Origin of the sequence: Flavobacterium fluvii (assembly GCF_900129545.1) — a bacterium.
Taxonomy (GTDB): domain Bacteria; phylum Bacteroidota; class Bacteroidia; order Flavobacteriales; family Flavobacteriaceae; genus Flavobacterium; species Flavobacterium fluvii.
In genome coordinates, this window is sequence record NZ_FQWB01000003.1 from 460676 (window position 1) to 485231 (window position 24556).

Below are 24556 nucleotides of genomic sequence, written 5' to 3' on the forward strand. Positions count from 1 at the left end.
AGCCCAAGATGGAAAGCAAAAGTATAAGTTTTCGAAATAACCGCAGATTCGCAGATTATAAAATTTGAAATCTGCGAATCTGCGGTAAAATAAATTATGAAACACTTTCTTTCAAAATACCATAAACCAATTCCTTGGTGGGTTTCTGGTCTTTTAGTTTCGCCCTGACCACCTCAAACGACACTTTAAAATCGCAGCCCGATTTATAGCCGCTGCAACCGTAAGCGGTGTTTCCTTTGATAACGGTTCCTTTTTCACATTTCGGACAGGACAATGCATCCGATGTTGGTTTCACTGCTGTTTTCTTTGGCTCCAATTTTAGTTCGAAATTATCGTCAAAGCGAAGCAAACCTTCCACAATGCCGGCATCGGTTTTGAAATCTTTCAAGTTTACGGTCGATCCTTTTTGGAGCAAGCGCAAATATTGGTTCTCGGATATTTTTTTATCCGCAAAAGTGTAAGGCAATACAAAACGACAACCGGCCTTGTAATCGCCACAGCCATAAGCGGATTTTCCCTTGATAAGGTTTGCTTTTTTGCATTTCGGACAGACTTCGGACAAAATTCCTTCGGCTTTCTTTTTCTCGACAACGGCTTCCTGTTTCTGTACACTTCCTGCGTGCGAAATGTTGGCGTGTCTAGTTTCTCTTCGAACCTCATAGACCAATTCCTCGACCATCAGTTTCATGTTCTTGATAAACGCGCCAGCCGTAAAAGTTCCTTTTTCAATGTCTTTCAACTGCTTTTCCCAGGAACCAGTCAATTCTGCCGACTTGACCAAATCATTTTGAATGGTGTCAATCAGCTGGATTCCTGTTGGTGTCGGCAAAACCTGTTTCTTGTTTCGAACAATGTATTGGCGTCTAAAAAGAGTTTCAATAATATTGGCTCGCGTGGATGGTCGTCCAATTCCGTTTTCTTTCATCAATTCGCGGAGGTCTTCGTCGTCCACTTGTTTGCCGGCAGTTTCCATGGCGCGCAACAAAGTGGCTTCCGTAAACTGGTTGGGCGGTTTGGTTTCTTTTTCCAAAAACGAGGGTTCGTGCGGGCCTTTTTCGCCCACGACAAAACTCGGCAAAATGTCGGCTTCTTTTTCTTTGGCGTTTGTACTGAGCGTAGACGAAGTATCAAACACGACACGAAAGCCTTTTTTCAAGATTTCTTTTCCGGTGGTTTTGAATAAGACTTCGGCAGCTTTTCCCATCACTGTGGTGTTGGCAACCAAGCAATCGTCATAAAACACGGCAATAAAACGCCTTGTAATAATATCATATACTTGCTGTTGGTTGTATTGCAAATTGCTTTGCATCCCCGTTGGAATAATCGCGTGGTGATCGGTTACTTTCTTGTCGTTGAAAACCTTGGGCGATTTCTTGATCTTTTTTTCCAAAAGCGGTTGCGTCAAGGCAGCGTAATTGGTCAACTTTTGCAGAATGCCGGGCACTTTTGGATAGATGTCGCTGGGCAAGAACGTGGTGTCTACTCTGGGGTAGGTGACCACTTTTTGTTCGTACAAGGTTTGGACAATTTTAAGTGTTTCGTCTGCCGTGAACCCAAATTTGGTATTGCAATAGACTTGCAAACCTGTTAAATCAAAAAGTTTTGGGGCAAATTCATTGCCGTTCTTCTTTTCGACAGAAACAATTTCGAACTCGCTTTCCTTGACTTTGTTGGCCAAAAGTTCGCCATCTTCTTTATTTAAAAAACGTCCTTCTTCATAGCTGAAAAGTGTTTCTCGATACAAAGTTTGCAATTCCCAATACGGTTGCGGCTTGAAATTCTCGATTTCCTTGAATCGATCCACGACCATTGCCAAGGTTGGGGTTTGCACTCGTCCGATGGACAAAACTTGTTTGTACCCGCCGTGTTTTACGGTGTACAAACGGGTGGCATTCATACCCAGCAACCAGTCGCCAATGGCCCTGGAAAATCCGGCGTAGAATAAATTATCGTAGTTGGCGGACGGTTTCAGGTTTTCAAAACCCTCTTTGATGGCTTCGGTGGTCAGGGAGGAAATCCACAAGCGTTTGACCTCGCCTTTATAATTGGCTTCGTTCATCACCCAACGCTGGATGAGTTCTCCTTCCTGCCCGGCATCCCCGCAGTTGATGACCAAATCGGCTTTGTCGAACAGGCTTTTTATGATTTTGAATTGCTTCTGGATACCCGCATTATCAACCACTTTGGTTTCAAATTTTTCAGGAAGCATTGGTAGGTTGTTCAAATCCCAACTTTTCCAGTGCGGTTTGTAATCGTTGGGTTCTTTCAAGGTGCACAAATGCCCAAAGGTGTAGGTAACCTGATACCCATTGCCTTCAAAATAGCCGTCGTGCTTGGTATTGGCTCCCAAAACGGATGCTATTTCACGTGCCACACTTGGTTTCTCGGCAATACAGACCTTCATTTTTTCCTTCTAATTTTGAAGCCGCAAAGTAGGAAATTAGAAATTGGTATCGAAATGAAATCTTTAGGAGTTATGAACGGGAGAGGTTTTTGCCGCAAAGCCGCAAAGCCGCAAAGTTTTTTCAAGACTCGCTCCGCAAAGTCTCCGACTTTGAGGATGTGTGTATCAGTCTGTGACTGTTATAAATAAATCTAAAAAACAAATCGGTTGAAAACCGAAATTCACTACCTCAAAGTCTGGAGACTTTGCAGAGCTGGGAGACTTCGCAGAGCTGGTAATTCTGCGCTAGCGCTGTGGATATCCGAGCAATCGGGTATATAACTTTTTATTGCCAAATTTTAGCAGTTCTAGCATTGTAAAGATTGACCTTGCACATAAATTTACTTTTAATACTTTCTATATATTCAAGATTTTCGTCTGAGAAAACCCCGATGTAAACGCTATGTAATTTATTTCCGCCACGGGCACCATAATGAGCTGACTTATTGATTGCATCTATAATGTGGGAATCATATTCGCCAAAATTAAATCCAAAAGTCACTAATGAGCCTTCAATTTTACAAAGTTCATCATAGCAAAATGACAGATATTTATTGTGCATAATATGGTTAAGTTTTTCTTTTGCACTTCCAGCTGTTACAAATATTGGATATTCTTTATTTTCCATACGTTCATGAATTTTCTGTAATATATAATGATGTGAATCGTATTCTTCTTTGACAATATCAATTCCAGTATCGAATATTGGTAAAGCTCCATGTAGGTAATAAACATTTTGTTTCTCTTTATACTTTCCCCATCGCAATTCTGAAAATTCGGCATCTTTACCTATAATAATTTCTTCTGGATTTTCTAATTCTCTACCGAAGCCATCTATAGCAATTTTTGAGTCATTTCTCATCAATACCCAATATGGAAGTAAATCGTAATTGGTAGAAAATACTTTTCCTTCGTTTGAAAGAAAATCATTAAGATAACTATGGCAACACTGGCTTTTTTCTTCAGGAATAATAAAAACATGTTCCGGATGAAGTTCTTTGACGGCTTCTATTAAGCTGTTTTTTAATGTCAAACTAGCTTTTTCTATTTTTTGTACTAATTCTGGGTCATTACTAAAAACCTTTGCAATTTCCGCGAAATTATCTAATTGTTGCATAATTAATTCGAAGTTTTTCGTATTAATTATGGAAAATAGGGTTATAAGAAGTTCATTCTTTGAATCATCAATAAAAGTACTTAAAGCATTGTAAGAAAATATTTTTGGATCATAAGCCATACTAAATCCATTTCCGAATAGTAGATGTTTTGTGCGTTTTTTTTGGTGTAGGGATTTAACAACTTCGTCAAAAGAGGGTAATGTGTCAATTTTCATATTCTTGTTTTTAAAATTGTATATAGCTTATATAGATGTGAAAACCAACCCTTGTCTAAATTAGCATTGTTTTGTAGGATTTGTTTTCTTTTCAAAGATATAACTTAATGATGAAAATACTGATTAAAAATATTTTTTTAATCCTTTTTTTAAAAGTAACTCCTTTTGATTCAGCAATTTTACGGAAAACCGTAAGTGCTGTGTTTATTATTCAATTTCCTAGTTCAGTAGCCAAATTGAGTTAAAGATTAGTCAGTTCGAGTGTTTTATTAAAAATGCGACAGCTTTTTTAATAAAATGTATCGAGAACATTACTTCTTGTAGGCTTCTCGATACAATTTTTAATAGTAAAGCTGTCGCATTACCATTAAAAACCACTCGAAGTGACGGATAAAAGTCTTGGCATAATAGCATTGCTTTGCTTACTTGAAAAATTCTGAAATCTGCAATCTAAAATCTGCAATCTTTTCACTAAATTTGCACTCCAAATAAAGGAACAAGAATATGTTAGACAGACTTCAAATAGTAAAACAACGTTTCGACGAGATTTCGGACTTGATCATCCAGCCCGACGTAATCAGCGACCAGAAGCGTTATGTACAGTTGAATCAAGAGTATAAAAATTTAAAAGCTTTGGCCGAAAAGCGTGACGAATATGTCATTTTGATGGCGAATATCGACGAAGCGAACGAAATAATTTCGGACAACTCGGATGCCGACATGACCGAAATGGCCAAGATGCAACTCGAGGAAGCCAAGGAAAGATTGCCGGAATTGGAGGAAGAAATCAAGTTTATGTTGATTCCTAAAGATCCCGAAGATGCCAAAAACGTGATGGTCGAAATTCGTGCCGGAACGGGTGGGGATGAAGCCAGTATTTTTGCGGGAGATTTGTTCCGTATGTACACCAAATATTGTGAAAATCAAGGTTGGAGAACTTCGGTTGTCGACATGAACGAAGGAACTTCGGGTGGTTTCAAAGAGGTGATTTTTGAAGTTACGGGCGAGGATGTTTATGGAACCTTGAAGTTTGAAGCAGGCGTTCACCGTGTGCAACGTGTTCCTCAAACGGAAACGCAAGGACGTGTCCACACCTCGGCAGCAACGGTTATGGTGCTTCCGGAAGCCGAAGAATTTGACGTGCAAATTGACATGAACGATGTTCGTGTAGATTTTTTCTGTTCTTCTGGACCTGGTGGACAATCGGTAAATACCACAAAATCGGCGGTTCGTTTGACGCACATACCAACAGGTTTGGTGGCGCAATGTCAAGACCAGAAATCGCAACACAAGAATAAAGACAAAGCTTTGACGGTTTTGCGTTCCCGTTTGTATGAAATGGAATTGGCCAAAAAACAAGCGGAAGATGCCACCAAACGTACTTCGCAAGTAAGTTCCGGTGACCGTTCGGCCAAAATTAGAACCTACAATTATGCCCAAGGACGCGTGACCGACCATAGAGTGGGATTGACCTTGTACGATTTAGGAAATATCATGAACGGTGACATCCAGAAAATTGTTGACGAATTGCAATTGGTCAACAACATGGAAAAATTGAAGGAAGCCAGCGAAGTATTTTAAAAAAAAGACACTAGATAGAAACACTTAATTAATTTATAATTAAGTGTTTTTTTTTACGTTATACCAGCAATAAATCAAATTACTAAAACCAACTTTATATTTAATTCAAACCAATTTATATGAAAAACCAATTACTTTTTTTAACCATCCTGTTTTCAACCCTAGCCGCGAATGCCCAGTCTTACATGGGTTATTTTTCAGATAATTATGCGGGAGTTCAAGGGACACTTTTTAACCCGGCTTCCATAGTGGATTCTCGTTTTAAATATGACATCAATTTGTTTTCTACCAGTAGTTCATTAAACAATGATTTTTACGGTCTGAGTTTATTTGACTTGTCAAAAAGTTCTTATGACCCTAATACGGATGGTGTTAGAACGCCTTTGAGAAATAATGGTGGAATCTCGTATTCTGACGTGATGGGGCCTTCGGTAATGTTCAATATCGCTCCAAAACATTCGCTTGCCATCTATACTAGAGCCAGGGCCATCGTGAATTTGAACAAGATAAATGGAGAATTATACAATCAACTGAGAAATGGTTTAGACGAAGCCGCTGGTTTTGATATTGTCGTGGGTGATCCAAACGTGGTTGGACATACTTGGGGTGAAGTGGGAGTTTCCTACGGAGCCGTTTTATGGCAAAGCAAACAACATTTCCTAAAAGGAGGTTTGACCGCCAAATATTTGGTTGGTGGGGTGAATTCCTATGCACAGGGAGGCAACATGACAGCCAAGTACAATAAAACAAACAATCCCAATACAACTACATTGACAACAACCGGAGGACTTACTTTAGGAAGCAGCCAGGATTTTATCACCGGAGACGAAGACGTGAGATTTGATTCCAATTCAAAAGGATTTGGTGGTGATTTTGGTTTGATATACGAATGGAGACCGGATTATGAGTCGTATGATTTGAGTAAAGCCAAAGCAACCGACAATAATTACAGGGACTTGAATAAATACAAATTGCGTTTTGGTTTGTCTGTTACGGATGTGGGTTCAATAAAATATAATAACGTAAAAGAAGAAGTTTATAATTTTAACCAAACGCTTACCCAGGCCCAAATTGACTCGGCAGACGACATCAAAGAATTCTTGGCTTTATACACGAAATCTGTCACGACTTTTGAAGATCAGAATGTTAATTTGCCAACAGCATTGCACATTGATGCAGATTGGAACATGTACAAGAAATTCTATTTGAACTTTAATGGAAATCTAAGTTTAGTGGACAAAGCAGGCTTGAATCAAATGAGTTCTGCAGATACCTGGATTTTGACACCTCGATATGAAACCCGATGGTTTACGGCTACTCTTCCAATAAATTACATGGAATACAGCGGAACACAAGTGGGTGCAGGATTGCGTTTTGGACCAGTTTTTGTTGGTTCCAGCTCTGTAATTACCAACGTGTTTTCCAAGGAATCAAAAGCAGCTGACGTGTATTTTGGCATTAAATTTCCGGTATATGAAAAGAAATTCAAGGATACCGACGAGGATGGTGTCTTGGATAAAGAAGATAAATGTCCAACGGAAGCTGGACCTGTTGAAAACAAAGGTTGTCCTTGGCCAGATACTGATAAAGACTCGGTTGTGGATAAAGACGACAAATGTCCTTCAGTGGCTGGACCGTCAGAAAATCAAGGATGTCCTTGGGGTGATGCAGATAGCGATACTGTTTTGGATAATGTGGATGCTTGTCCTTCGGTTGCTGGACCTGTTGAAAATAAAGGTTGTCCTTGGCCAGATACTGACGGAGACAAAGTTTTAGACAAAGACGATAAATGTCCAAACGAAAAAGGATTGGTTGCCAATGCAGGTTGTCCAGAACGTGACGCAGACAAAGATGGGGTAACCGATTTGAAAGACGATTGTCCAACCGTTCCTGGACCGGCAAGCAACAATGGTTGTCCAGTAGTAACCCAAGCGGCCTTGAGAGAACTTAAAGTACAAGCAAGAGCAGTATTTTTTGTGACTGGAAAAGCGGTTTTGGCTACAGCCGATAAAGGAGAAACCAACGGAAGATTGGAAGCCATCAAAGAAATTTTGAAAAATTATCCAAATGCCAAGTTCTCTGTCGAAGGACATACGGATGATGTTGGGGATGCCAAATCCAATCAAAAACTTTCCGAGGCAAGAGCAAAAGCTGTCGTGGATGCTTTGGTTGCCAAAGGCGTGAATCCAGAAAACCTTGCGTACAAAGGTTTTGGAGAGACTAAACCTGTTGCCAGCAACAAAACGGCAAAAGGTAGAGCCCAAAATAGAAGAACCGAAGTGATTCACGTAGGAACTATTTACCAAGGAAAATTATAATCTTGGTTTTGTAAAATATAAAAGGAGGTCTGAAAAGACCTCCTTTTTTTTGGGAATACTTGACTGTTTTATCTTTCTTTTTCAGCTGTCCAATGATTTTGTTGCTGTTTTCAACAAGATGTTTTATTTTCCTTTGTTCAATAATGAATTGTATTTCCCGGAAACCGAATCGGCGATATTGCCCAGTTTTTCTTTTAACTCATCTGTAGTCTCCGTGCTTTTTTTGACAATTTTTTTTCTTGTATTTGAACCTTTGTCCGGTGCAAATAATACTCCCAAAGTTGCGCCTACTGCGACTCCTCCCAAAATTCCGATTAGTGTTTTGTTCGTTTTCATATTTCTGTTTTTTAAATTATTTCTTTTCCGTTTGCAGTATTTTTGATTGTTCTTGCCAATGCAATAATATAGTGTTTGACTTGTTTTAAATCTAAAGTTTTCTTCAACACTTCATTATTGGTCTGCACTATTTTTTTTGATTTTATGGCAAATAGTCTAAAATCAATATTTTGGGTCGTATTTCCAATCCTGTCAAATAACACGACTTGATTTTCAATCTCGTTTACCAATACATTTGAAAGGTAGAAATTGGCGTTTTTCCCTTTTAATGAATCGGTGTTTAAGTTGAAATTATAAGCCAGTTTAGAAAGGATTATCAAATTATTTTCGGTCAGTTTTTTTAATTCGGAATCAATTTTTTGATGGTCTCTTTTTATTTTCAAAAGCAGCTCAAGTCTTTTTACATCCTTGGTTTGGTTGAATGCAATACTCGAAAGTTTGATGATTTTTATGTTCGATTCGTATAGACAATCAACCAAATTAAAATCTATTGCGTCAGACTTGCTATATTCCGTTTTAAAGATAAAGTTGTCGAATTCGTTTTCTTTATTAGCACACGAAATGGCGAAGATTATTGCAATAAACAGTAATAGATTGTAAAGAATTAATCGATGTATACATCTCTTTTTCATGGCCTTTGCTTTGGTACAAAGTTCTTTATAAAGAGATGAAATGAATTACATGATTTGTTTATAATCTTATATTATTTCCATATAAAAGGTTGTTCATTGCAGTCCAATTGGCTTTATGCAAGAACAGGAACAGGAAGGTAAATGGTGAATGATGCGCCTTGGCCAAGTTGGGCATTGGCAAAAATATAACCCTTGTGGTTTTCCACGATTTTTTTACAAATGGCGAGTCCCACGCCAGTTCCTTGATATTCGGTCTTGCCGTGAAGTCGGTTGAAGAGCAAAAATATTTTTTCGGCGTATTCTTGTTCAAAACCTATTCCGTTGTCGGTGAAGTTTATTTTGTAATATTTTTTTAAACTTCGATCCTTTAGGACGGCTTCAGTTTTGGCCGTTATTTCAGTACAATCAATATCAATTATTGGTGCTTCATTTTCTTTGGAATACTTCAATGAATTACTCAATAAATTGGAGAAAAGCTGTTGCATTTGAAAATGAATCCCATTGATTACAGGCAATTCGGCATAATTGACAACTGCTTTCTTGTCTTCGATGTTTTGGGACAATTCCAATAAACTATCGCGCAGGACTTCATTTAAATTGGTTGACACCAGATTTTTTTCGGCTCTGTTGGCTTTCGAATATTGCAATAAATCATTGATTAGAACTCTCATTCTGTCGGAAGCTTTTTCCATTCTGGACAAATATTCCTTGCCGGCATCCGTCATGTTTTCTTTGTCCTTGTCGTTAATTCGAGAAATAAACGTTTGGATTTTTCGCAAAGGTTCTTGTAAATCGTGACTGGCCACCTGGTTGAATTCATTTAATTCCTTGACATGTTTTTCAAGTTCCGTGTTTCTGTGTTTTAATTGTAAACTTTTGTTGAAATCCTCGGTAACATCTTGCGTTGTTCCAATCATGCTTTGTATGCCCTTTAAATCCGTAAAAGGTTTTGCAATGGTTTTGAACTGCCTGATTTTTCCATCTTTTCGGATGATTCTATAGTTTATGGCGGCAATTTTCATCGAAGTTAAAGCTTTCTTGTAGGCTTTATCCACAATAGGTTTGTCTTCTGGATGTATGTTTTCCAACAAGTTTTTAATGCTTGGGTCAAATGATTGCGGTTCAAAACCCATTAATCTGTATTGGTTGTCGGAATAAGTAAATTTAAGGCTGTCATAGTTTAAAACCCAACTTCCATATTTACCCAGAATTTCGGCTTGTTTGCTGGATTCGTCAAATATTTTGAGTTGGTTGTTTACCCCAATTAAATCTTGATAATTGCTTTTCAACAATTCGTTTTTATTGTGCTCGTCGGTAACGTCTCCCGTTACTCCCAGAACGGTTTTGTTCCCTAATTTGTCTATGAATAATTTTCCGACCGATCTTAAAATACGGGTTGTTCCGTCGGGTCTAACAATTCTATAATAGGTATGGGGCAAGTCTTCGTCGGCAATAATTTTTTCAAAAATGTTGTTGGCAATTGACACATCTTCAGGATGGACAAATTGCATGAAATTATCTTGACCCGCTTCAAAAGATTGGGGTTCTGCTCCCAGGATTCGATATAAATTATCGGAATAAGTTATGATATTGGTGTTTAAATTCCATTCCCAAGTGCCAAATTCCGAGAGGATTTCGGCCTGGTAACTTAAAAATTGGGATTTGTTCAATTTGATATTGGCCAATTGGACTTTCTCTATATCTCTCGTGGTTTTATAATAGGTGAAAATGGTAAGCAAAAGAGTGATGAACAAGATGCCTAAAGTTAAAATAGGCGTAAAGTATATTTGATTGTTGTAGATGGAATTGCGCTGTTTCAAGAAGGATTTTTCAATAGCCACCATTTCGTTGAGTTTACCCCTAATTTCCGCCAACAATATGCTGCTTTCGTTAAAATTTCTTTTGAAAGTGTCATTTCTGTTGACATCGAAATTATTGTTGAAGTTGGAATAACTATCCATATACGCATACCTCGTGTTGATAATCTTGTATAATGCTTGTAGATTTTGTTGTTGGACAGCATTATTGCCAGTCAGTTTTTTGAGAGATGAAAAAGAATAATTGATGTTTTTTATATCCGTTTGATACAGTTTTAGATAGAGAGAATCTTTTGAAATCAAATAGCCTCTCATACTGTTTTCGGAACCTTTTATGTAGGAATATAAATGTTCCAATTCCAAATTTACTTCATAGGAATGTATCAGTGATTTTGAAGAACCAGAAATGTTGTCGATGTGTTTTACCGTTATTATTCCAATGAGGAACAGTATAAGTAAACTTATGGTAAATATAATTTTATGATATATGGAAGATTTATATCTGTTGTTTTTCATAAACTATAATCGAAGTAAAAAATTTTCTTTGTTTAAATCGTTGGTATGGTATTGCCAATTGATGGTGACCACATCGGACAATATTTTTTTCAAATCATTGAAGTTGCTCGGTTTTTTGATGTAAATGTTGGCCCCTAAAACAAAAGTGTTTTCCACATCTTGATCGGATGATGAGGTGGAATAAATGGCAATGGCAATATCGTTAAATTTATCGTTTCGTTTTATTTCTTTCAAACAATCTATTCCGTTTAGAATGGGCATGTTCAAATCCAAAAAAATAATGTTGGGCAAAACGGTTTCCGGATGATTCAAGAAGTTCAGCAATTCTCTGCCATTGTTTACCGTATTGACAATGGTGTTGATTTTTAATTCCTGGAAAGCATCGGTAAAAAATAATCTGTCGTCTTCGTCGTCGTCTGCCAAGGTGATAATTATAGAGTCGTACTGCATATTTTTTAGTTTATGTTTTTAGAGGTAATTTCTTTTCGCTTTTTTATTATTCTTTGAAAGGCAGATGGCGTTAGGCCAGTGGTGTTTTTAAACTGTGAACTTAGATGGGCAACGCTTGAATAATTGAGCTTGAAAGCTATTTCGGTTAAAGATAATTGATTGTTGATAATTAGCTGTTTAGTATATTCAATTTTTTGGAGAATGATGAAGTTTTCAATGGAAGTATACGTTACTTCAGAAAAAAGATTGGATAAATAACCATAAGTGAACCCCAGTTTTTCCGATAAATACACGGAACTTTTTACGCTTACACTCGTGTCTTCGTTAAAAACCATGTCGACTATGGCGTCCTTGATTTTTTGAATTAAAACCGTTTTTTGATTCTCGACAATTTCAATTCCATAAGAACCCAATGATTGGGTAAATAATTTCATTTTTTCTGCGGATACTCTTTCTAAAAAATCAACTTCCCCAAATCCTAAAATCCTGTGTTTTATTTGGCATTCGTTTAATTTCTCTTCAAGGATTTTTTTACAAGCCGTGTTAAAGTCAAACTTTATAAATATCTTCATACCCTAATTTTTTTTTACTAAAGTAATTAAAAATACTCTTCGTTAAAAGACAAACATTCTATTCCTTAACGAATATCTGGATTTTAAATTGTTGCCATTAATTTGGACAATAAAAACATTTGAAACTAAAATAGTAAAAGGCAACTGTTTTTTGAGGCAAGTATTTGTTAAAAACAGAACTACCTCCTAAAAAAAATAATTTCTAGGGATTGTGACACGACAGAGAATCGCTAACACAATTTTTTAGGATTGTTGCAAAATTCCAAGTTTATTAGATTCTAGTTTGTAAATTTGCCGCAGAACAAAATTTCACGATGACTACACAGCAACTTATAGACCAAATCAAAATCAAAAAATCATTCCTTTGCGTAGGATTGGATGTTGATTTGAATAAAATTCCGAAACATCTATTGGAACTCGAAGACCCAATTTTTGAATTCAACAAAGCCATAATTGACGCCACGCACGATTTGACGGTTTCCTATAAACCCAACACGGCCTTTTATGAAGCCTATGGAATTAAGGGTTGGCAATCTTTGCAAAAAACCATCAATTACATCAACGAAAATCACCCTGAAATCTTCACGATAGCCGATGCCAAACGAGGCGATATTGGCAATACTTCCTCCATGTATGCCAAAGCTTTTTTCGAAGATTTGAATTTTGACAGCGTCACCGTTGCCCCTTACATGGGGAAAGATTCGGTAGAGCCATTTTTAGCTTTCGATAACAAGCATACCATCATGTTGGCCTTGACTTCCAATGAAGGGGCTTTTGATTTCCAGACCTTGAACGTGGACGGAAAGGAATTGTACAAACAAGTATTGGAAACTTCCAAAAATTGGAAAAATTCCGAAAACCTGATGTATGTCGTGGGCGCTACCAAAGCCGAATATTTTACCGAAATCCGTAAAATTGTCCCTGATAGTTTCTTACTTGTTCCCGGTGTTGGCGCACAAGGAGGAAGTCTTTCCGAAGTTTGCAAATACGGAATGAATGCCAATGTAGGATTGCTCATCAATTCTTCAAGAGGCATTATTTACGCATCCAATGGAACTGATTTTGCCGAAAAAGCAAGGGAAGAAGCCTTGAAAATGCAACAGAAAATGGAATCCATTTTAAAATAAAATTAGCCACGAATTCACGAATTCAAAAAAATAATTCGTGAATTCGTGGCTAAAACTTTTCTACTGCAACGAATTAGAAATCCATTGATAAACTACATCATATACAAAAACGAAAACAGCGATCAGTGGGTGACTTTTGTCCACGGTGCTGGCGGTAGTTCGTCTATTTGGTTCAAGCAAATTCGGGATTTCAAAAAACAGTACAACGTTTTGTTGCTGGATTTGCGTGGTCACGGAAACTCAAAAATCCAAATCAAAAAGGCTTTCCAAAAAAAATACACATTCGAGTCGATTGCCAATGATGTTTTGGAGGTAATCGACCATCTAAAAATTGAAAAATCACATTTCGTGGGGATTTCTCTCGGCACCATCTTGATTCGACAATTGGCCGAAATGCATCCCGAACGCGTGCAAAGCATGATTCTGGGTGGAGCCATCCTGAAAATGAATTTTCGCTCGCAAATCTTGATGAAATTGGGGAATGCATTCAAATATGTGTTGCCTTATTTGGTGCTCTACAAGTTTTTTGCCTTTGTGATCATGCCCAAAAAGAATCACAAACAATCTCGTTTGCTTTTTATCAATGAAGCCAAGAAGTTGTATCAAAAAGAATTCATAAAATGGTTCAAACTCACTGCCGAAATCAATCCATTGCTGAGGTGGTTCCGACAAGTAGAATTGAATATTCCAACACTTTATGTAATGGGCGAGGAAGATTACATGTTTTTGCCTTCCGTTCGATTAGTGGTTGAAAAACATCAAAAATCATCTCAATTATTTGTGATTGAAAAATGCGGACATGTAGTCAATGTCGAGCAACCAATGGTTTTTAACAAAGAAGTCTTGTCTTTTATGGGTTTGATAAAATAAAAAAATGCCGACATCCCAAGACTTCGACATTTTTTTTACTAACTAACCAAAACCAAATAATAAATAACCAGTTTATTACTCTGCAAAGATCATATACTTTTGGGTGTTTCGTTGTTAAGAATTTGTTATTAGTTTGTTGGATATAAGTTAAGTTTTCCTCTTTGATGATGGCATTTTTTGTGTCTGAATAAAATTATTTCAAACTAACTGCCTTTGCCTTATTCACTTAGGTTTCTTGAACTTGGCATTTTTTGATTTAGGTTTGATAAAAATATGTTAACCTGTTTTTTAATTTTTTTTCATAATGAAGTTTCGTCATTGTTTTAAACAAAAATGCCGACATTTTGAAATGTCGGCAGTTTTTTAACTAACCAAAACCAAATAATAAATAACCAGTTTATTACTCTGCAAAGATCATATAGTTTTGGATTTTTTGCTGTTAAGGATTTGTTATTACTTTGTTGAAGATACGTTAAAAATTTTTGACCCAAGGAATTGACATGAATTCTCGGCACTTCATGCAAAGGAAATACGGCGTTTTCCTAAGTAAACACGACCGTTTTATTGTCGTAGACCATTACTTTTCTTTCGGCGTGGATTTTTACGGCCCTGGCCAAAACCATTCGTTCCAAATCACGTCCTTTCATGATAAAATCTTCTATGGAATGACTGTGGGAAACTCGGGCAATATCTTGTTCGATAATCGGGCCTTCGTCCAAACCTTCGGTCACGTAATGGCTGGTGGCTCCAATAATTTTTACTCCACGTTCAAAAGCAGAATGATAAGGTTTTGCTCCCGGAAAAGCAGGTAAAAAGGAATGATGGATATTGATGATGTTGTTTTTGTATTTTGCAACCAAATTTGGAGTAATAATTTGCATGTATCGTGCCAAAACGATGAAATCAATCTCGTATTGCTCCAATAAATCCAATTGGGTTTTTTCTCCTTCCTCCTTGATCTCCTTGGTGAAAGGAACATAGTGGAACGGAATCGAAAAACGTTCCGCAACCGACTTCAAGTCTTCGTGATTGCTGATGATCAAGGGGATTTCCAATGCCAGCTCGCCAGCGCTGTAACGTCCTAAAATGTCGTACAAGCAATGGTCGTATTTCGAAACAAACAGTGCCATTCTTGGTTTTTGTTCCTTCATGTAAAATTCCCACGACATATTGAAATCTGTGGCAATTGTTTGCTGAAAAACATTTTTTATTACTTCCAGATTGCTGTTTTTATTGGTAAGCTCACACTCCAGACGCATAAAAAACACGCCTTGTTCCACATCGACATGTTGGTCTATATAAATAATGTTTCCTTGTACTCTCAGGATAAAATCAGTCACGGCGGCAATAATTCCTTTTTGGTCTTCGCAATGAATAAGGATGATGATTTTTTGCATATAATAATTATTTTTTGTCTTGCATTGCAAAAACCTTTTGTAATAAAACGGAAGTTCTTGAATTCAAATTGGTTCTAATGTTTTTTTCTTCGACGGCTATCATTTTGAAAACGCCTGTCATTGCTTGATTGGTCACATAATCGGTCAAGTCTGGATTTACCTTTTGTACAAATGGGATAAGATTGTATTTGTTGATGATGTTTGCCCAAACCTTGTCGGCACCCACTTTGGTAAACGAATTTTTGATTACGGGATTGAATTTTCCGTATAAAGCGGTCGAGGTTGAGTTTTGCAAATAAGTCGTCGCCGAGTTTTCATTGCCCATCAAAATGGTTTTGGCATCCGTAAAAGACATGTTTCTCACGGCATCGACAAATATGGGAGTGGCTTCTTTTACGGCATCTTCGGCAGCCCGGTTGATTACTTTTAGACCTTCATCGGCCAAAGAGGAAAGTCCAATTTTTCTCAGGCTCGAATCTACTTTTTTCAATTCTTCGGGCAAAAGTATTTTCACGGCTTCGTTTCTGTAAAAACCATCCACGGCTGTTAATTTGCTTACTTGTTTCGAAATGCCGTTGTTCAGTGCTTCTTTCAATCCACCTGAAACATCAATTCCTCCAATGCTTTGTGTCTGCGGAAATTGATTGATTACCTGTTGCATTTCAACGCAGCTAGAAAGAGGAAATACCAAGAGTAACAATAAGATTTTTTTCATTTTAAAGATTTTATGGGCTTTCTTCGTCTATGACTGAAGTAAGGCTCGGGTCAAAAATACTATTTATTCAAGTATAAAGCCATAATTTGTTTTGAAGCAAAGGAGGAAATTAGTGCTAAATGTAAACTTCATTGCTTTTTTGCCGATAGAAGTAATCAACAACAATTAATTATTAAAAATAATCGTAAATTGCAGTATCTAAATTGTCATTTTCATAAAAATGGAAGTTGTAAAACCTTATATTCCTGTAAACAAAGTTCGGATAGTAACTGCGGCATCACTTTTTGACGGCCACGATGCCGCCATCAATATTATGAGAAGAATAATTCAATCGACAGGTGTTGAGGTGATTCATTTGGGTCACGACCGAAGTGTGGAGGAAGTCGTGAACACGGCCATCCAGGAAGATGCCAATGCCATCGCGATGACTTCCTATCAAGGCGGACACAACGAGTATTTCAAATACATGCACGATTTGCTGAAAGAAAAAGGGGCAGGACACATCAAGATTTTTGGCGGTGGTGGCGGCGTGATTCTTCCTTCCGAAATTGCCGAATTGCAAGCTTACGGAATTACCCGGATTTATTCGCCGGACGATGGTCGGGCGATGGGATTGCAAGGAATGATCAATGATTTGGTTCAAAAATCTGACTATCCTATTGGCGATAAATTGAATGATGAAATCAATCATTTGAAAGAAAAAAATCCAACGGCAATTGCCCGAATTATTTCCTCTGCAGAGAATTTTCCTGAAGTTGCGGCTTCGACATTGGATAAAATTCATAAAATAAATAAAGATTGCACAACTCCTGTTCTCGGAATTACAGGAACCGGAGGCGCAGGAAAATCATCCTTGGTGGACGAATTGGTGCGTCGGTTTTTAATTGATTTCCCGGAAAAAACCATCGGAATAATTTCTGTCGATCCGTCGAAACGCAAAACGGGTGGCGCATTGCTGGGCGACAGAATCAGGATGAATGCCATCAATAATCCCAGGGTTTACATGCGTTCCTTGGCAACACGGCAATCCAATTTGGCTTTGTCAAAATACGTTGCCGATGCCATTCAAGTCATCAAAGCGGCCGAATACGACATTATAATCCTTGAAACTTCGGGCATCGGGCAATCGGATACAGAAATTACCGAACATTCCGATGTTTCCCTTTATGTGATGACTCCGGAATTTGGTGCCGCAACCCAATTGGAAAAAATCGACATGCTCGATTTTGCCGACTTGGTGGCAATCAATAAATTTGACAAACGGGGTTCACTCGATGCTTTGCGCGACGTGAAAAAACAATACCAACGCAACCACAATCTTTGGAGTGCTGATTTGGATACATTGCCTGTTTTTGGGACAATCGCTTCCCAGTTCAACGATCCGGGAATGAACACTTTGTACAAGGCGATAATGGACAAGATTCACGAGAAAACCAAGACCGATTTGAAATCGACTTTTGAAATTTCGCACGAAAGGAGTGAAAAAGTCTTCGTGATTCCGCCACAAAGAACCCGCTATTTATCTGAAATTGCAGAAAACAACAGAAAATACGATGAAACGGCTTTGAGCCAAGAACAAGTAGCGCAGAAATTATACGGCATTTTCAAAACGATTGAATCGGTTTCCGGGAAAATACCTGAATTGGGTAAAGCAGGAATTAATGAAGATTCGGTTTTGCCAACTGCTTTGGAACTAGAAAAACCAGATGCTGCCGAAGATAAAATTTTCCTTAATTTATTGTTGAATCAGTTCGACAAGGTAAAAATGGATTTGGATCCCTACAATTGGGAAATCATCTTGACTTGGAAGGAGAAGGTGAACCAATACAAAGAACCGTTTTATGCGTTCAAGGTTCGGAGCAAAGAAATCAAGATGGAAACCCAGACCGAATCGCTTTCGCATACTCAAATCCCAAAAGTTGCCTTGCCGAAGTATCAAGCTTGGGGTGATATTTTGCGTTGGAATTTGCAGGAAAACGTTCCGGGAGAATTTCCTTTCACGGCTGGATTGTATCCATTTAAAAGAGAAGGGGAAGACCCGTCCCGAATGTTTGCGGGGGAAGGAGGACCAGAACGAACCAACAAAAGATTCCATTACGTAAGTGCCGGTTTGCCTGCCAAACGGCTTTCCACGGCTTTTGACAGCGTGACTTTATACGGAAATGATCCACACATTCGCCCTGATATTTACGGAAAAATAGGAAATGCGGGAGTTTCCATTTGTTGTCTCGACGATGCCAAAAAATTGTATTCCGGTTTCGATTTGGTCGATGCCATGACTTCTGTGAGTATGACCATTAATGGGCCTGCGCCAATGCTATTGGGATTTTTTATGAATGCCGCCATCGATCAACGCTGTGAAATTTATATCAAGGCCAATCATTTAGAAGAAGAAGTTGAAGAAAAAATAAAGACTATTTACGCCAAAAAAGGAACCGAACGTCCGCAGTATCAAGGCGATTTGCCGGAAGGAAACAACGGTTTGGGATTGATGCTTTTGGGCGTGACCGGAGACCAAGTTTTGCCTTTGGATATTTATAACGAGATAAAAGCCAAAACACTTTCCAAAGTTCGCGGAACGGTTCAAGCGGATATTTTAAAGGAAGACCAAGCGCAGAACACCTGTATTTTCTCTACAGAATTTGCCTTGCGATTGATGGGGGACGTTCAGGAATATTTTATTGCCAACAACGTGAAAAACTTCTATTCGGTTTCCATTTCGGGTTACCATATTGCCGAAGCGGGCGCAAACCCCATTTCGCAATTGGCGTTCACGCTTTCCAACGGATTTACTTACGTGGAATATTATTTGAGTCGCGGAATGAAAATCAATGATTTTGGACCCAATTTGTCGTTCTTTTTCTCGAATGGCATTGACCCGGAATATGCTGTAATTGGTCGCGTGGCAAGGAGAATTTGGGCAAAAGCGATAAAGAATAAATATGGAGCCAACAAGAGGGCACAAATGTTGAAATACCACATCCAAACTTCGGGTCGTTCTCTTCATGCACAGGAAATTGATTTTAATGATATTCGCACCACTTTGCAAGCCTTGTACGCCATTTACGACAACTGCAATTCCTTGCACACCAATGCCTATGACGAAGCGATTACCACGCCAACAGAGGAAAGTGTACGCCGGGCGATGGCCATCCAGTTGATTATTAATAAGGAACTAGGTTTGACCAAAAACGAAAATCCGATTCAAGGCTCGTTCATCATCGAAGAATTGACTGATTTGGTGGAAGAAGCCGTTTTGCAGGAATTTGAACGAATCAACGAGCGAGGCGGAGTTCTGGGTGCCATGGAAACAATGTACCAAAGAAGCAAAATCCAGGAAGAAAGCTTGTATTACGAGACCTTGAAACACACGGGTGAATTCCCGATTATTGGCGTGAACACGTTCTTGAGTTCGAAAGGTTCGCCAACAATTATTCCAGCTGAAGTGATTCGTGCTACCGAAGAAGAAAAGCAATACCAAATCAGGATGTTGGCCAATTTGCACCAATCCAATCCAGAGAAAGTAAAGGAACAATTGAATTTGCTTCAAGAAGCGGCCATCAAAAACGAAAACTTGTTCGAACATTTGATGGAAGCCACCAAGGTTTGTTCTTTGGGACAAATCACGACTGCCTTGTTTGAAGTCGGTGGGCAATACAGAAGAAATATGTAAAATATATTATTTCTCTGAATCCAAATGAATCTAAGTGAATGAAAATCCAGTGTTTTAGGTGTTCGGTCTATTGTTTATAAAGTAATTGATTTATTGAAATACACTTTTAGTTGACTAATTGTTGACTAAAAGTGTATTTTTTTAGGATAAATTAAAATTGTTTTAATTAATTTTCACCAAAATAAAGTAACTCCACCTAAAGGAATATGGCAAAGAGAACATTTAATCCAATAGATGGAGGAACATTAGAAGGATTAGCTAAAATATTAGGACATACTGAATATGGCTTAACAGGAGCTGAATTATCAAAATTTATTCCTGAATCTGGACTTGTTGACGTGGATGCAACTAATACTAAATGGAAAAGACTTTACAATAGCTTTATTGATTTCCAAAACAGAACTAAAACATCAAATCTAATTCTCAAATTTATTAATTTATCTATGAAGCCTTCGCGTTTCATCGGACAAAACGAAAAATTCGAGTTACTAAGGGGCGAATTAAACAAAAGACTTTCATTCATTGGTTTGAAATTAAACGAATCTGGAATTTTCAATCCTGTTGAAGCATCCAGAACTATTACTGAAGCAGAGCTAAGAGTAAATAGATTTAAATCAAAACTAGAACACCGAAATATTCATCCTAAAATATATGAATATTGTAATTCAGAACTTATTACTGACAATTATTTTCATTCTGTTTTTGAAGCTGTAAAAAGTATTGCTGAAGAAATTCGAATAAAAACAGGTTTAAATCTTGATGGTTCAGATTTAGTAGAGAAAGCCTTGTCTGTTACTACACCATTATTAAAAATAAATAGTTTAGGAAATGAAACTGAAAAAAGCGAACAAAAAGGTTTTTCAAATTTAATTAAAGGAGTTTTTGGAATGTTTAGAAATACAACAGCACACTCTCCTAAAGTTATTTGGAGTATTACTGAAGACGAAGCTTTAGATATAATGACAACGATTTCTTTAATACATAAAAAAATAGACCAAGCTAGAATTTAATCCGCATCATTTACAAGCCTAATGAGTTTATTAAAAAGACCATAATGCGTTAATTGAATTAAATCTATTTGTCTTTTTGTTATGGAAGAAAAAGCAACAGGATTGTTCCTTCTAAAATTTGTTGAATATTCAGGTGCATTTGTGATTATATCTCGCAAATCATTATGAAATGAATTTAGTTCAGGACAATTAACTTTATATAAATTACTAATCTCCCCCATAAGGTGAATCGTCTTTATATTAATGAGTTTAAACCATCTTAAAGTGTCTTGTGGGATTAAATTTCCAGCGTAACAATTTTTAATATAGTCATTATATTCAATCCTTAATTCCTTAATTTCGCTTATAAAATGGTCTTTTAAAACTCTTTTGTTATTTAGTTTGTTCTGTATAGTTCTTACAATCCAGATTGCAAGAAAAAAATTAACTATAATCCCAAAAATCTCAATACAATCTGAAAAATCTAATGAACAATTAAATACAACAAAAATTTTTAAGGCGTCTCCCATACATTGCTTATTAGTTCTCCATTAATAAGTCTGTACCAACTTTCGTGTTCTTCAGTGACAACAACTTTCTCACAATTAACTCTTCTAGCCTCCCATTGTGGATAAGTTTTTTCTTCTAACATTTTAATCCAATGAGGTTCATCATTAGAAACAATTACAACCAAACGTTCAGCATTAGCCAATGTAAAATCATAAACTAAATTCCCAAAAGCTTCGTCTAAAAAGGAAGATGCATATGCATCAGTTCCATCTAAATCTACAACAAGTTTATCATTGTTCTCATATGCTTTTTTAAATGCCTTATTAAGAACTTTGTGGTAATAATCTTCGCCAGAATTTTCGCTGATTGAACAATGTCTTAATCCAGGAAATTCATCAAAGTCTAATACTTTAATTTTCGCCATAATAATTTATTGTATTTGTAATACACTCTTCCGTTAATTCCCATTGGTACATAGTTCCTTTAAACCTAGATGTCCCAGATGAAAAAGTTGAAGATTTATTATCATCTCCAAAGTGCAAAATTACATTATTTGTCAGTACAATCAAGTTTTTTATTGCACCCATATCTGAATTATTTTTTATAGCAGGCAACCCTTTGTTTCTATTCTCCTCTTGAGTACTAGAACCATATTTTTGATTAAAAGCTCCTTTTAAGATGTTTAATCTACTAGTAAAAGTAGCAAGATTAGCCATAATCTGAGCATTATTAATAAAAAGAGTTTCTAAAATACCTTTACCAACATCAGTAACAGTAAAACTTACTTTGCCGTCCATAAATTTTACACCTAATAACCATTGTCTATCTTTTGTTTTTGCATGTTCAATGCTATTTCCACAAATCTCTAGTAGGATAGACTTAATCGATTTAATATTTCTTCTAGTTCCTGTCAAATGCTCTACAACATCTTTAATCAGTTCTGAAATATTTTTACTATCTTTTTTGGTTAACTTACCGGAACCTTTTTCAAAAAAAATAAATTTTGATTTACTAAACTTAGGAAACTGTCTATTACTACCATCCACCATATGGCTTAAAAAACCCGACTCTATAATGTATTCTTTACATTTAGCATTTTTTGGAAAATCTCCTTGCATTCCTATTTTTCTACTTTTTAAATCATCACTAATTGCAGTTAAAGCGCTAATAGTAGCATAATCAATCTCTTCTACGTCAATCAGAGAAATTAAAACTTTTTTTTGTCCACCTATGTTGTTGATGTTTTCATAAGACCTAATTTCTCTAAAAAAATTCAAACAAACCTCAGTATTTTCCATTAGTCTAAAATCTTTAGGAGCGAATAAAGGAAACTCATATTTGTGTTTGTTTTTATGATACTCGTTTATCATCTTTAGACTTCTTCTGCGTCTTTTCTTTTCCTGAGTATGCAATTTGTTTTTTTTTCGATTTTTCCTTTCAATCTTTAAAAATCTTCTTTTTTGGTATTCTTTATTATTTTTATTGCTGTAAAGTTTCTTCATATTTAAAAAAAATGTAAAACGTAAATATACAATTATTAAAAGAATGTAGATGTTCTAAGAATTTTATTATAAGAATGATTTAATAGAAATCAAATAGTGATTGTTAAGGTATTTTCTTATCTTTATTGTGCTTTATGGCAGATGTTTGCTAATTTATTAACTACTATATTAACTGTTTTATTTAATTTTAACGAATTGAATTTTTTATCTAGTTGGTATTAGGGGCAATACCAAACATACACCATAAACATTAGACTTATAACCAAAAAAGGTTTAAAAAGGTTTAATTCCTCTTTAATAAAAAAGGTCTAAAATTAAACTTATTCCAAAAAAGGTTTAATTTTTGGTGCGGTTGGTTTAGTTACTCTAGGCGAATAACGCCTAAAACAATCGCTATAGCGTGAATTTTTGAAAGGTGCAATTCGTATGGCTCGTAGGACTTATTGTCGCTCACAATTAATAAATGGTCGTCACTTCCTTTTTTGATTCGTTTTATTAATGCGCCTTGATCAGTATCTAAAACATATACTTTATTCCATTGAAAAAATATGTCGCTTAAAACCAACTTCTTACAGGCGACTAAATCTCCACTATTATATTTCGGGTACATACTACTTCCTTTGACCCGTATCATAAAATCCACTTTCAATTCAGTAAATTCAGGTACAATGTATTTTTGGGTGTCGTAATCCATTACTTGTACTGAACCATTTCCAAAACCTCCCATCGCTTCGATAGGTATTAATGGTATTCCGTATTCGTGTTGTGGCTCATTTAATGAAACGGTGGCGTTTTCTGTATTTTTCGTTTCTTCCGAAAATGCCACCCTTTTTGCCACCCTTTCTAATGGTGGCATTTCTTTTATGTTTGGTTTTAACATATCGCCTTTGCCTGTTAATAACCATTCCGCATTTACTTCTTCATAAGTTGAGTAAAATTTCTCAACGGTATCCATTGACAAACCACTTTTTTTATCTAAAACGCCATTAGAAATGCCTGTTTTTATATAAAATTTATTCTTGCTAATCCCCTTAAATTCAAGGAAATGTAAAATTCTTTCCTTTTGAGTTGAGATATTTGTCATAATAATTTGTTTAGTTGAGAAATATATCTATATATTTGTATCAGTTAACAAACACAAAAGTAATTAAATAATTGATATATGAGCACACTAGCAGATAATCCAAGAAAAGTAAACCTGTGGCAGCTATTAAGTACTACCACAGGTTATAGTAAAGTGTATTGCCGTAAAGTAATACAAGGCGAACGAAATGCCGAAGCTAAAGGGGCGCAAATCATCTTTAAAAAGTACAATGAACTATCTAAACTATTAAACAATGAAAACAGTAATTAAAATCAATTCGCTAATTGGCACAATGGTGCTAGTATCATCAAATAATGATGCCCCCGAAAAAGTAGCTGCTGCGGTTACAAAAGCTTTAAATCAAGTTATAAAGTCAAGTCAGGAAAGCCGTGCAAAAAATTATTCTGAAACTAAAAGTTTGCTACAAGACTTGATTGAAAACGCTTCACGAGCAATTATTGCAATAGATGACAACAAACCACATTGGGAAATATGCAATATAGCTGTTGAAGAAATTGAAGAATTAACTAAGCAAATTAGTTCGACTATCCTTGGGAATTGTGCCTCTGTCATCAATAGTAATAGTGACATTGTAATGTACGTCTTCAAACTAATTTGGACTTTTACTAAGAGAGTGTTCTGTTAATTAATTCAAAGATAAATGTTTTTCTTTGTTAGTTGAATTTTTAAA

At 36.5% G+C, this 24556-nt stretch carries 21 protein-coding genes; 8 read left to right on the forward strand and 13 right to left on the reverse strand.

The genetic code is table 11. The features are described 5' to 3' along the window. Window positions 1-94: 94 nt before the first annotated feature. Both BUC16_RS09805 and BUC16_RS09810 read right to left on the reverse strand, forming a co-directional pair. Window positions 95-2404, reverse strand: a complete 2310-nt coding sequence (locus BUC16_RS09805) for a type IA DNA topoisomerase (protein ID WP_073370174.1) — start codon at window positions 2402-2404, stop codon at window positions 95-97. A 325-nt stretch (window positions 2405-2729) separates the two neighbouring features. Beyond that, window positions 2730-3776, reverse strand: a complete 1047-nt coding sequence (locus tag BUC16_RS09810; protein WP_073370176.1) for a DUF4917 family protein — start codon at window positions 3774-3776, stop codon at window positions 2730-2732. A gap of 504 nt (window positions 3777-4280) precedes the next feature. Between BUC16_RS09810 and prfA the strand changes: the two genes are divergently transcribed. Then, entirely contained in the window at window positions 4281-5357 is a 1077-nt protein-coding gene (prfA, locus tag BUC16_RS09815) for a peptide chain release factor 1 (protein ID WP_073370177.1), read from the forward strand. A gap of 119 nt (window positions 5358-5476) precedes the next feature. Continuing rightward, window positions 5477-7675, forward strand: a complete 2199-nt coding sequence (locus tag BUC16_RS09820; RefSeq protein ID WP_073370179.1) for a DUF5723 family protein — start codon at window positions 5477-5479, stop codon at window positions 7673-7675. A 123-nt stretch (window positions 7676-7798) separates the two neighbouring features. On the opposite strand, the gene BUC16_RS09825 is transcribed toward BUC16_RS09820, so the two are convergent. From BUC16_RS09825 to BUC16_RS09845, 5 genes are all read right to left on the reverse strand, one after another. Beyond that, on the reverse strand, window positions 7799-8011 hold the full coding sequence (locus tag BUC16_RS09825) for a YtxH domain-containing protein (RefSeq protein ID WP_073370180.1): 213 nt from the start codon (window positions 8009-8011) through the stop codon (window positions 7799-7801). An 11-nt stretch (window positions 8012-8022) separates the two neighbouring features. Then, a complete protein-coding gene (locus BUC16_RS09830; RefSeq protein WP_073370182.1) occupies window positions 8023-8643 on the reverse strand; it encodes a hypothetical protein in 621 nt (206 codons plus the stop codon). A 113-nt stretch (window positions 8644-8756) separates the two neighbouring features. Beyond that, window positions 8757-10976: a PAS domain-containing protein gene (locus BUC16_RS09835; RefSeq protein WP_073370183.1), complete on the reverse strand. Its 2220-nt coding sequence runs from the start codon at window positions 10974-10976 to the stop codon at window positions 8757-8759. A gap of 3 nt (window positions 10977-10979) precedes the next feature. Further along, the gene (locus tag BUC16_RS09840) at window positions 10980-11426 is read right to left on the reverse strand and encodes a response regulator (RefSeq protein WP_073370185.1); all 447 of its coding nucleotides are present in this window, start codon (window positions 11424-11426) and stop codon (window positions 10980-10982) included. 5 nt (window positions 11427-11431) lie between these two features. Continuing rightward, a complete protein-coding gene (locus tag BUC16_RS09845; RefSeq protein ID WP_073370186.1) occupies window positions 11432-11998 on the reverse strand; it encodes a helix-turn-helix domain-containing protein in 567 nt (188 codons plus the stop codon). Window positions 11999-12312: 314 nt separating this feature from the next. Between BUC16_RS09845 and pyrF the strand changes: the two genes are divergently transcribed. Together pyrF and BUC16_RS09855 are read left to right on the forward strand one after the other, a co-directional pair. After that, complete coding sequence (gene pyrF / locus BUC16_RS09850; RefSeq protein WP_073370188.1) at window positions 12313-13125, forward strand: orotidine-5'-phosphate decarboxylase; 813 nt, start codon at window positions 12313-12315, stop codon at window positions 13123-13125. Window positions 13126-13209: 84 nt separating this feature from the next. Then, complete coding sequence (locus BUC16_RS09855) at window positions 13210-13995, forward strand: alpha/beta fold hydrolase (protein WP_073370190.1); 786 nt, start codon at window positions 13210-13212, stop codon at window positions 13993-13995. Between the two features lie 542 nt (window positions 13996-14537). Here BUC16_RS09855 and purU read toward each other — a convergent pair. Together purU and BUC16_RS09865 are read right to left on the reverse strand one after the other, a co-directional pair. Beyond that, complete coding sequence (purU, locus tag BUC16_RS09860; RefSeq protein ID WP_073370191.1) at window positions 14538-15392, reverse strand: formyltetrahydrofolate deformylase; 855 nt, start codon at window positions 15390-15392, stop codon at window positions 14538-14540. Window positions 15393-15399: 7 nt separating this feature from the next. After that, window positions 15400-16107: a DUF4197 domain-containing protein gene (locus tag BUC16_RS09865; protein WP_073370193.1), complete on the reverse strand. Its 708-nt coding sequence runs from the start codon at window positions 16105-16107 to the stop codon at window positions 15400-15402. 220 nt (window positions 16108-16327) lie between these two features. Between BUC16_RS09865 and BUC16_RS09870 the strand changes: the two genes are divergently transcribed. Beyond that, window positions 16328-19780 (forward strand): methylmalonyl-CoA mutase family protein, encoded by a 3453-nt coding sequence (locus BUC16_RS09870; RefSeq protein ID WP_073370195.1) that lies wholly within the window; start codon window positions 16328-16330, stop codon window positions 19778-19780. A 206-nt stretch (window positions 19781-19986) separates the two neighbouring features. Then, the gene (locus tag BUC16_RS09875) at window positions 19987-20790 is read left to right on the forward strand and encodes a TIGR02391 family protein (RefSeq protein WP_073370196.1); all 804 of its coding nucleotides are present in this window, start codon (window positions 19987-19989) and stop codon (window positions 20788-20790) included. Here BUC16_RS09875 and BUC16_RS09880 read toward each other — a convergent pair. The 4 genes from BUC16_RS09880 to BUC16_RS09895 all read right to left on the reverse strand — a co-directional run bounded on the left by BUC16_RS09880 (window position 20787) and on the right by BUC16_RS09895 (window position 23865). Then, window positions 20787-21299: a hypothetical protein gene (locus BUC16_RS09880; RefSeq protein ID WP_073370197.1), complete on the reverse strand. Its 513-nt coding sequence runs from the start codon at window positions 21297-21299 to the stop codon at window positions 20787-20789. The two genes, BUC16_RS09875 and BUC16_RS09880, sit on opposite strands and share 4 nt — an antisense overlap. Continuing rightward, the gene (locus tag BUC16_RS09885; protein WP_073370199.1) at window positions 21284-21703 is read right to left on the reverse strand and encodes an STAS-like domain-containing protein; all 420 of its coding nucleotides are present in this window, start codon (window positions 21701-21703) and stop codon (window positions 21284-21286) included. The genes BUC16_RS09880 and BUC16_RS09885 overlap by 16 nt, the downstream gene beginning before the upstream one ends. After that, window positions 21690-22781 (reverse strand): sensor histidine kinase, encoded by a 1092-nt coding sequence (locus tag BUC16_RS09890; protein WP_073370200.1) that lies wholly within the window; start codon window positions 22779-22781, stop codon window positions 21690-21692. The genes BUC16_RS09885 and BUC16_RS09890 overlap by 14 nt, the downstream gene beginning before the upstream one ends. Window positions 22782-23142: 361 nt before the next feature. Further along, window positions 23143-23865 carry a S24 family peptidase gene (locus BUC16_RS09895; protein ID WP_073370202.1) on the reverse strand — a complete coding sequence of 241 codons (723 nt, stop codon included), beginning with the start codon at window positions 23863-23865 and terminating at the stop codon, window positions 23143-23145. 78 nt (window positions 23866-23943) lie between these two features. On the opposite strand from BUC16_RS09895, the gene BUC16_RS09900 reads away from it, so the two are divergent. Beyond that, window positions 23944-24135, forward strand: coding sequence for a hypothetical protein (locus BUC16_RS09900; protein ID WP_073370203.1), 192 nt, complete (start codon window positions 23944-23946; stop codon window positions 24133-24135). Next, on the forward strand, window positions 24119-24511 hold the full coding sequence (locus tag BUC16_RS09905; RefSeq protein ID WP_073370205.1) for a hypothetical protein: 393 nt from the start codon (window positions 24119-24121) through the stop codon (window positions 24509-24511). Before BUC16_RS09900 ends, BUC16_RS09905 begins: the two co-directional genes overlap by 17 nt. Window positions 24512-24556: the final 45 nt, after the last annotated feature.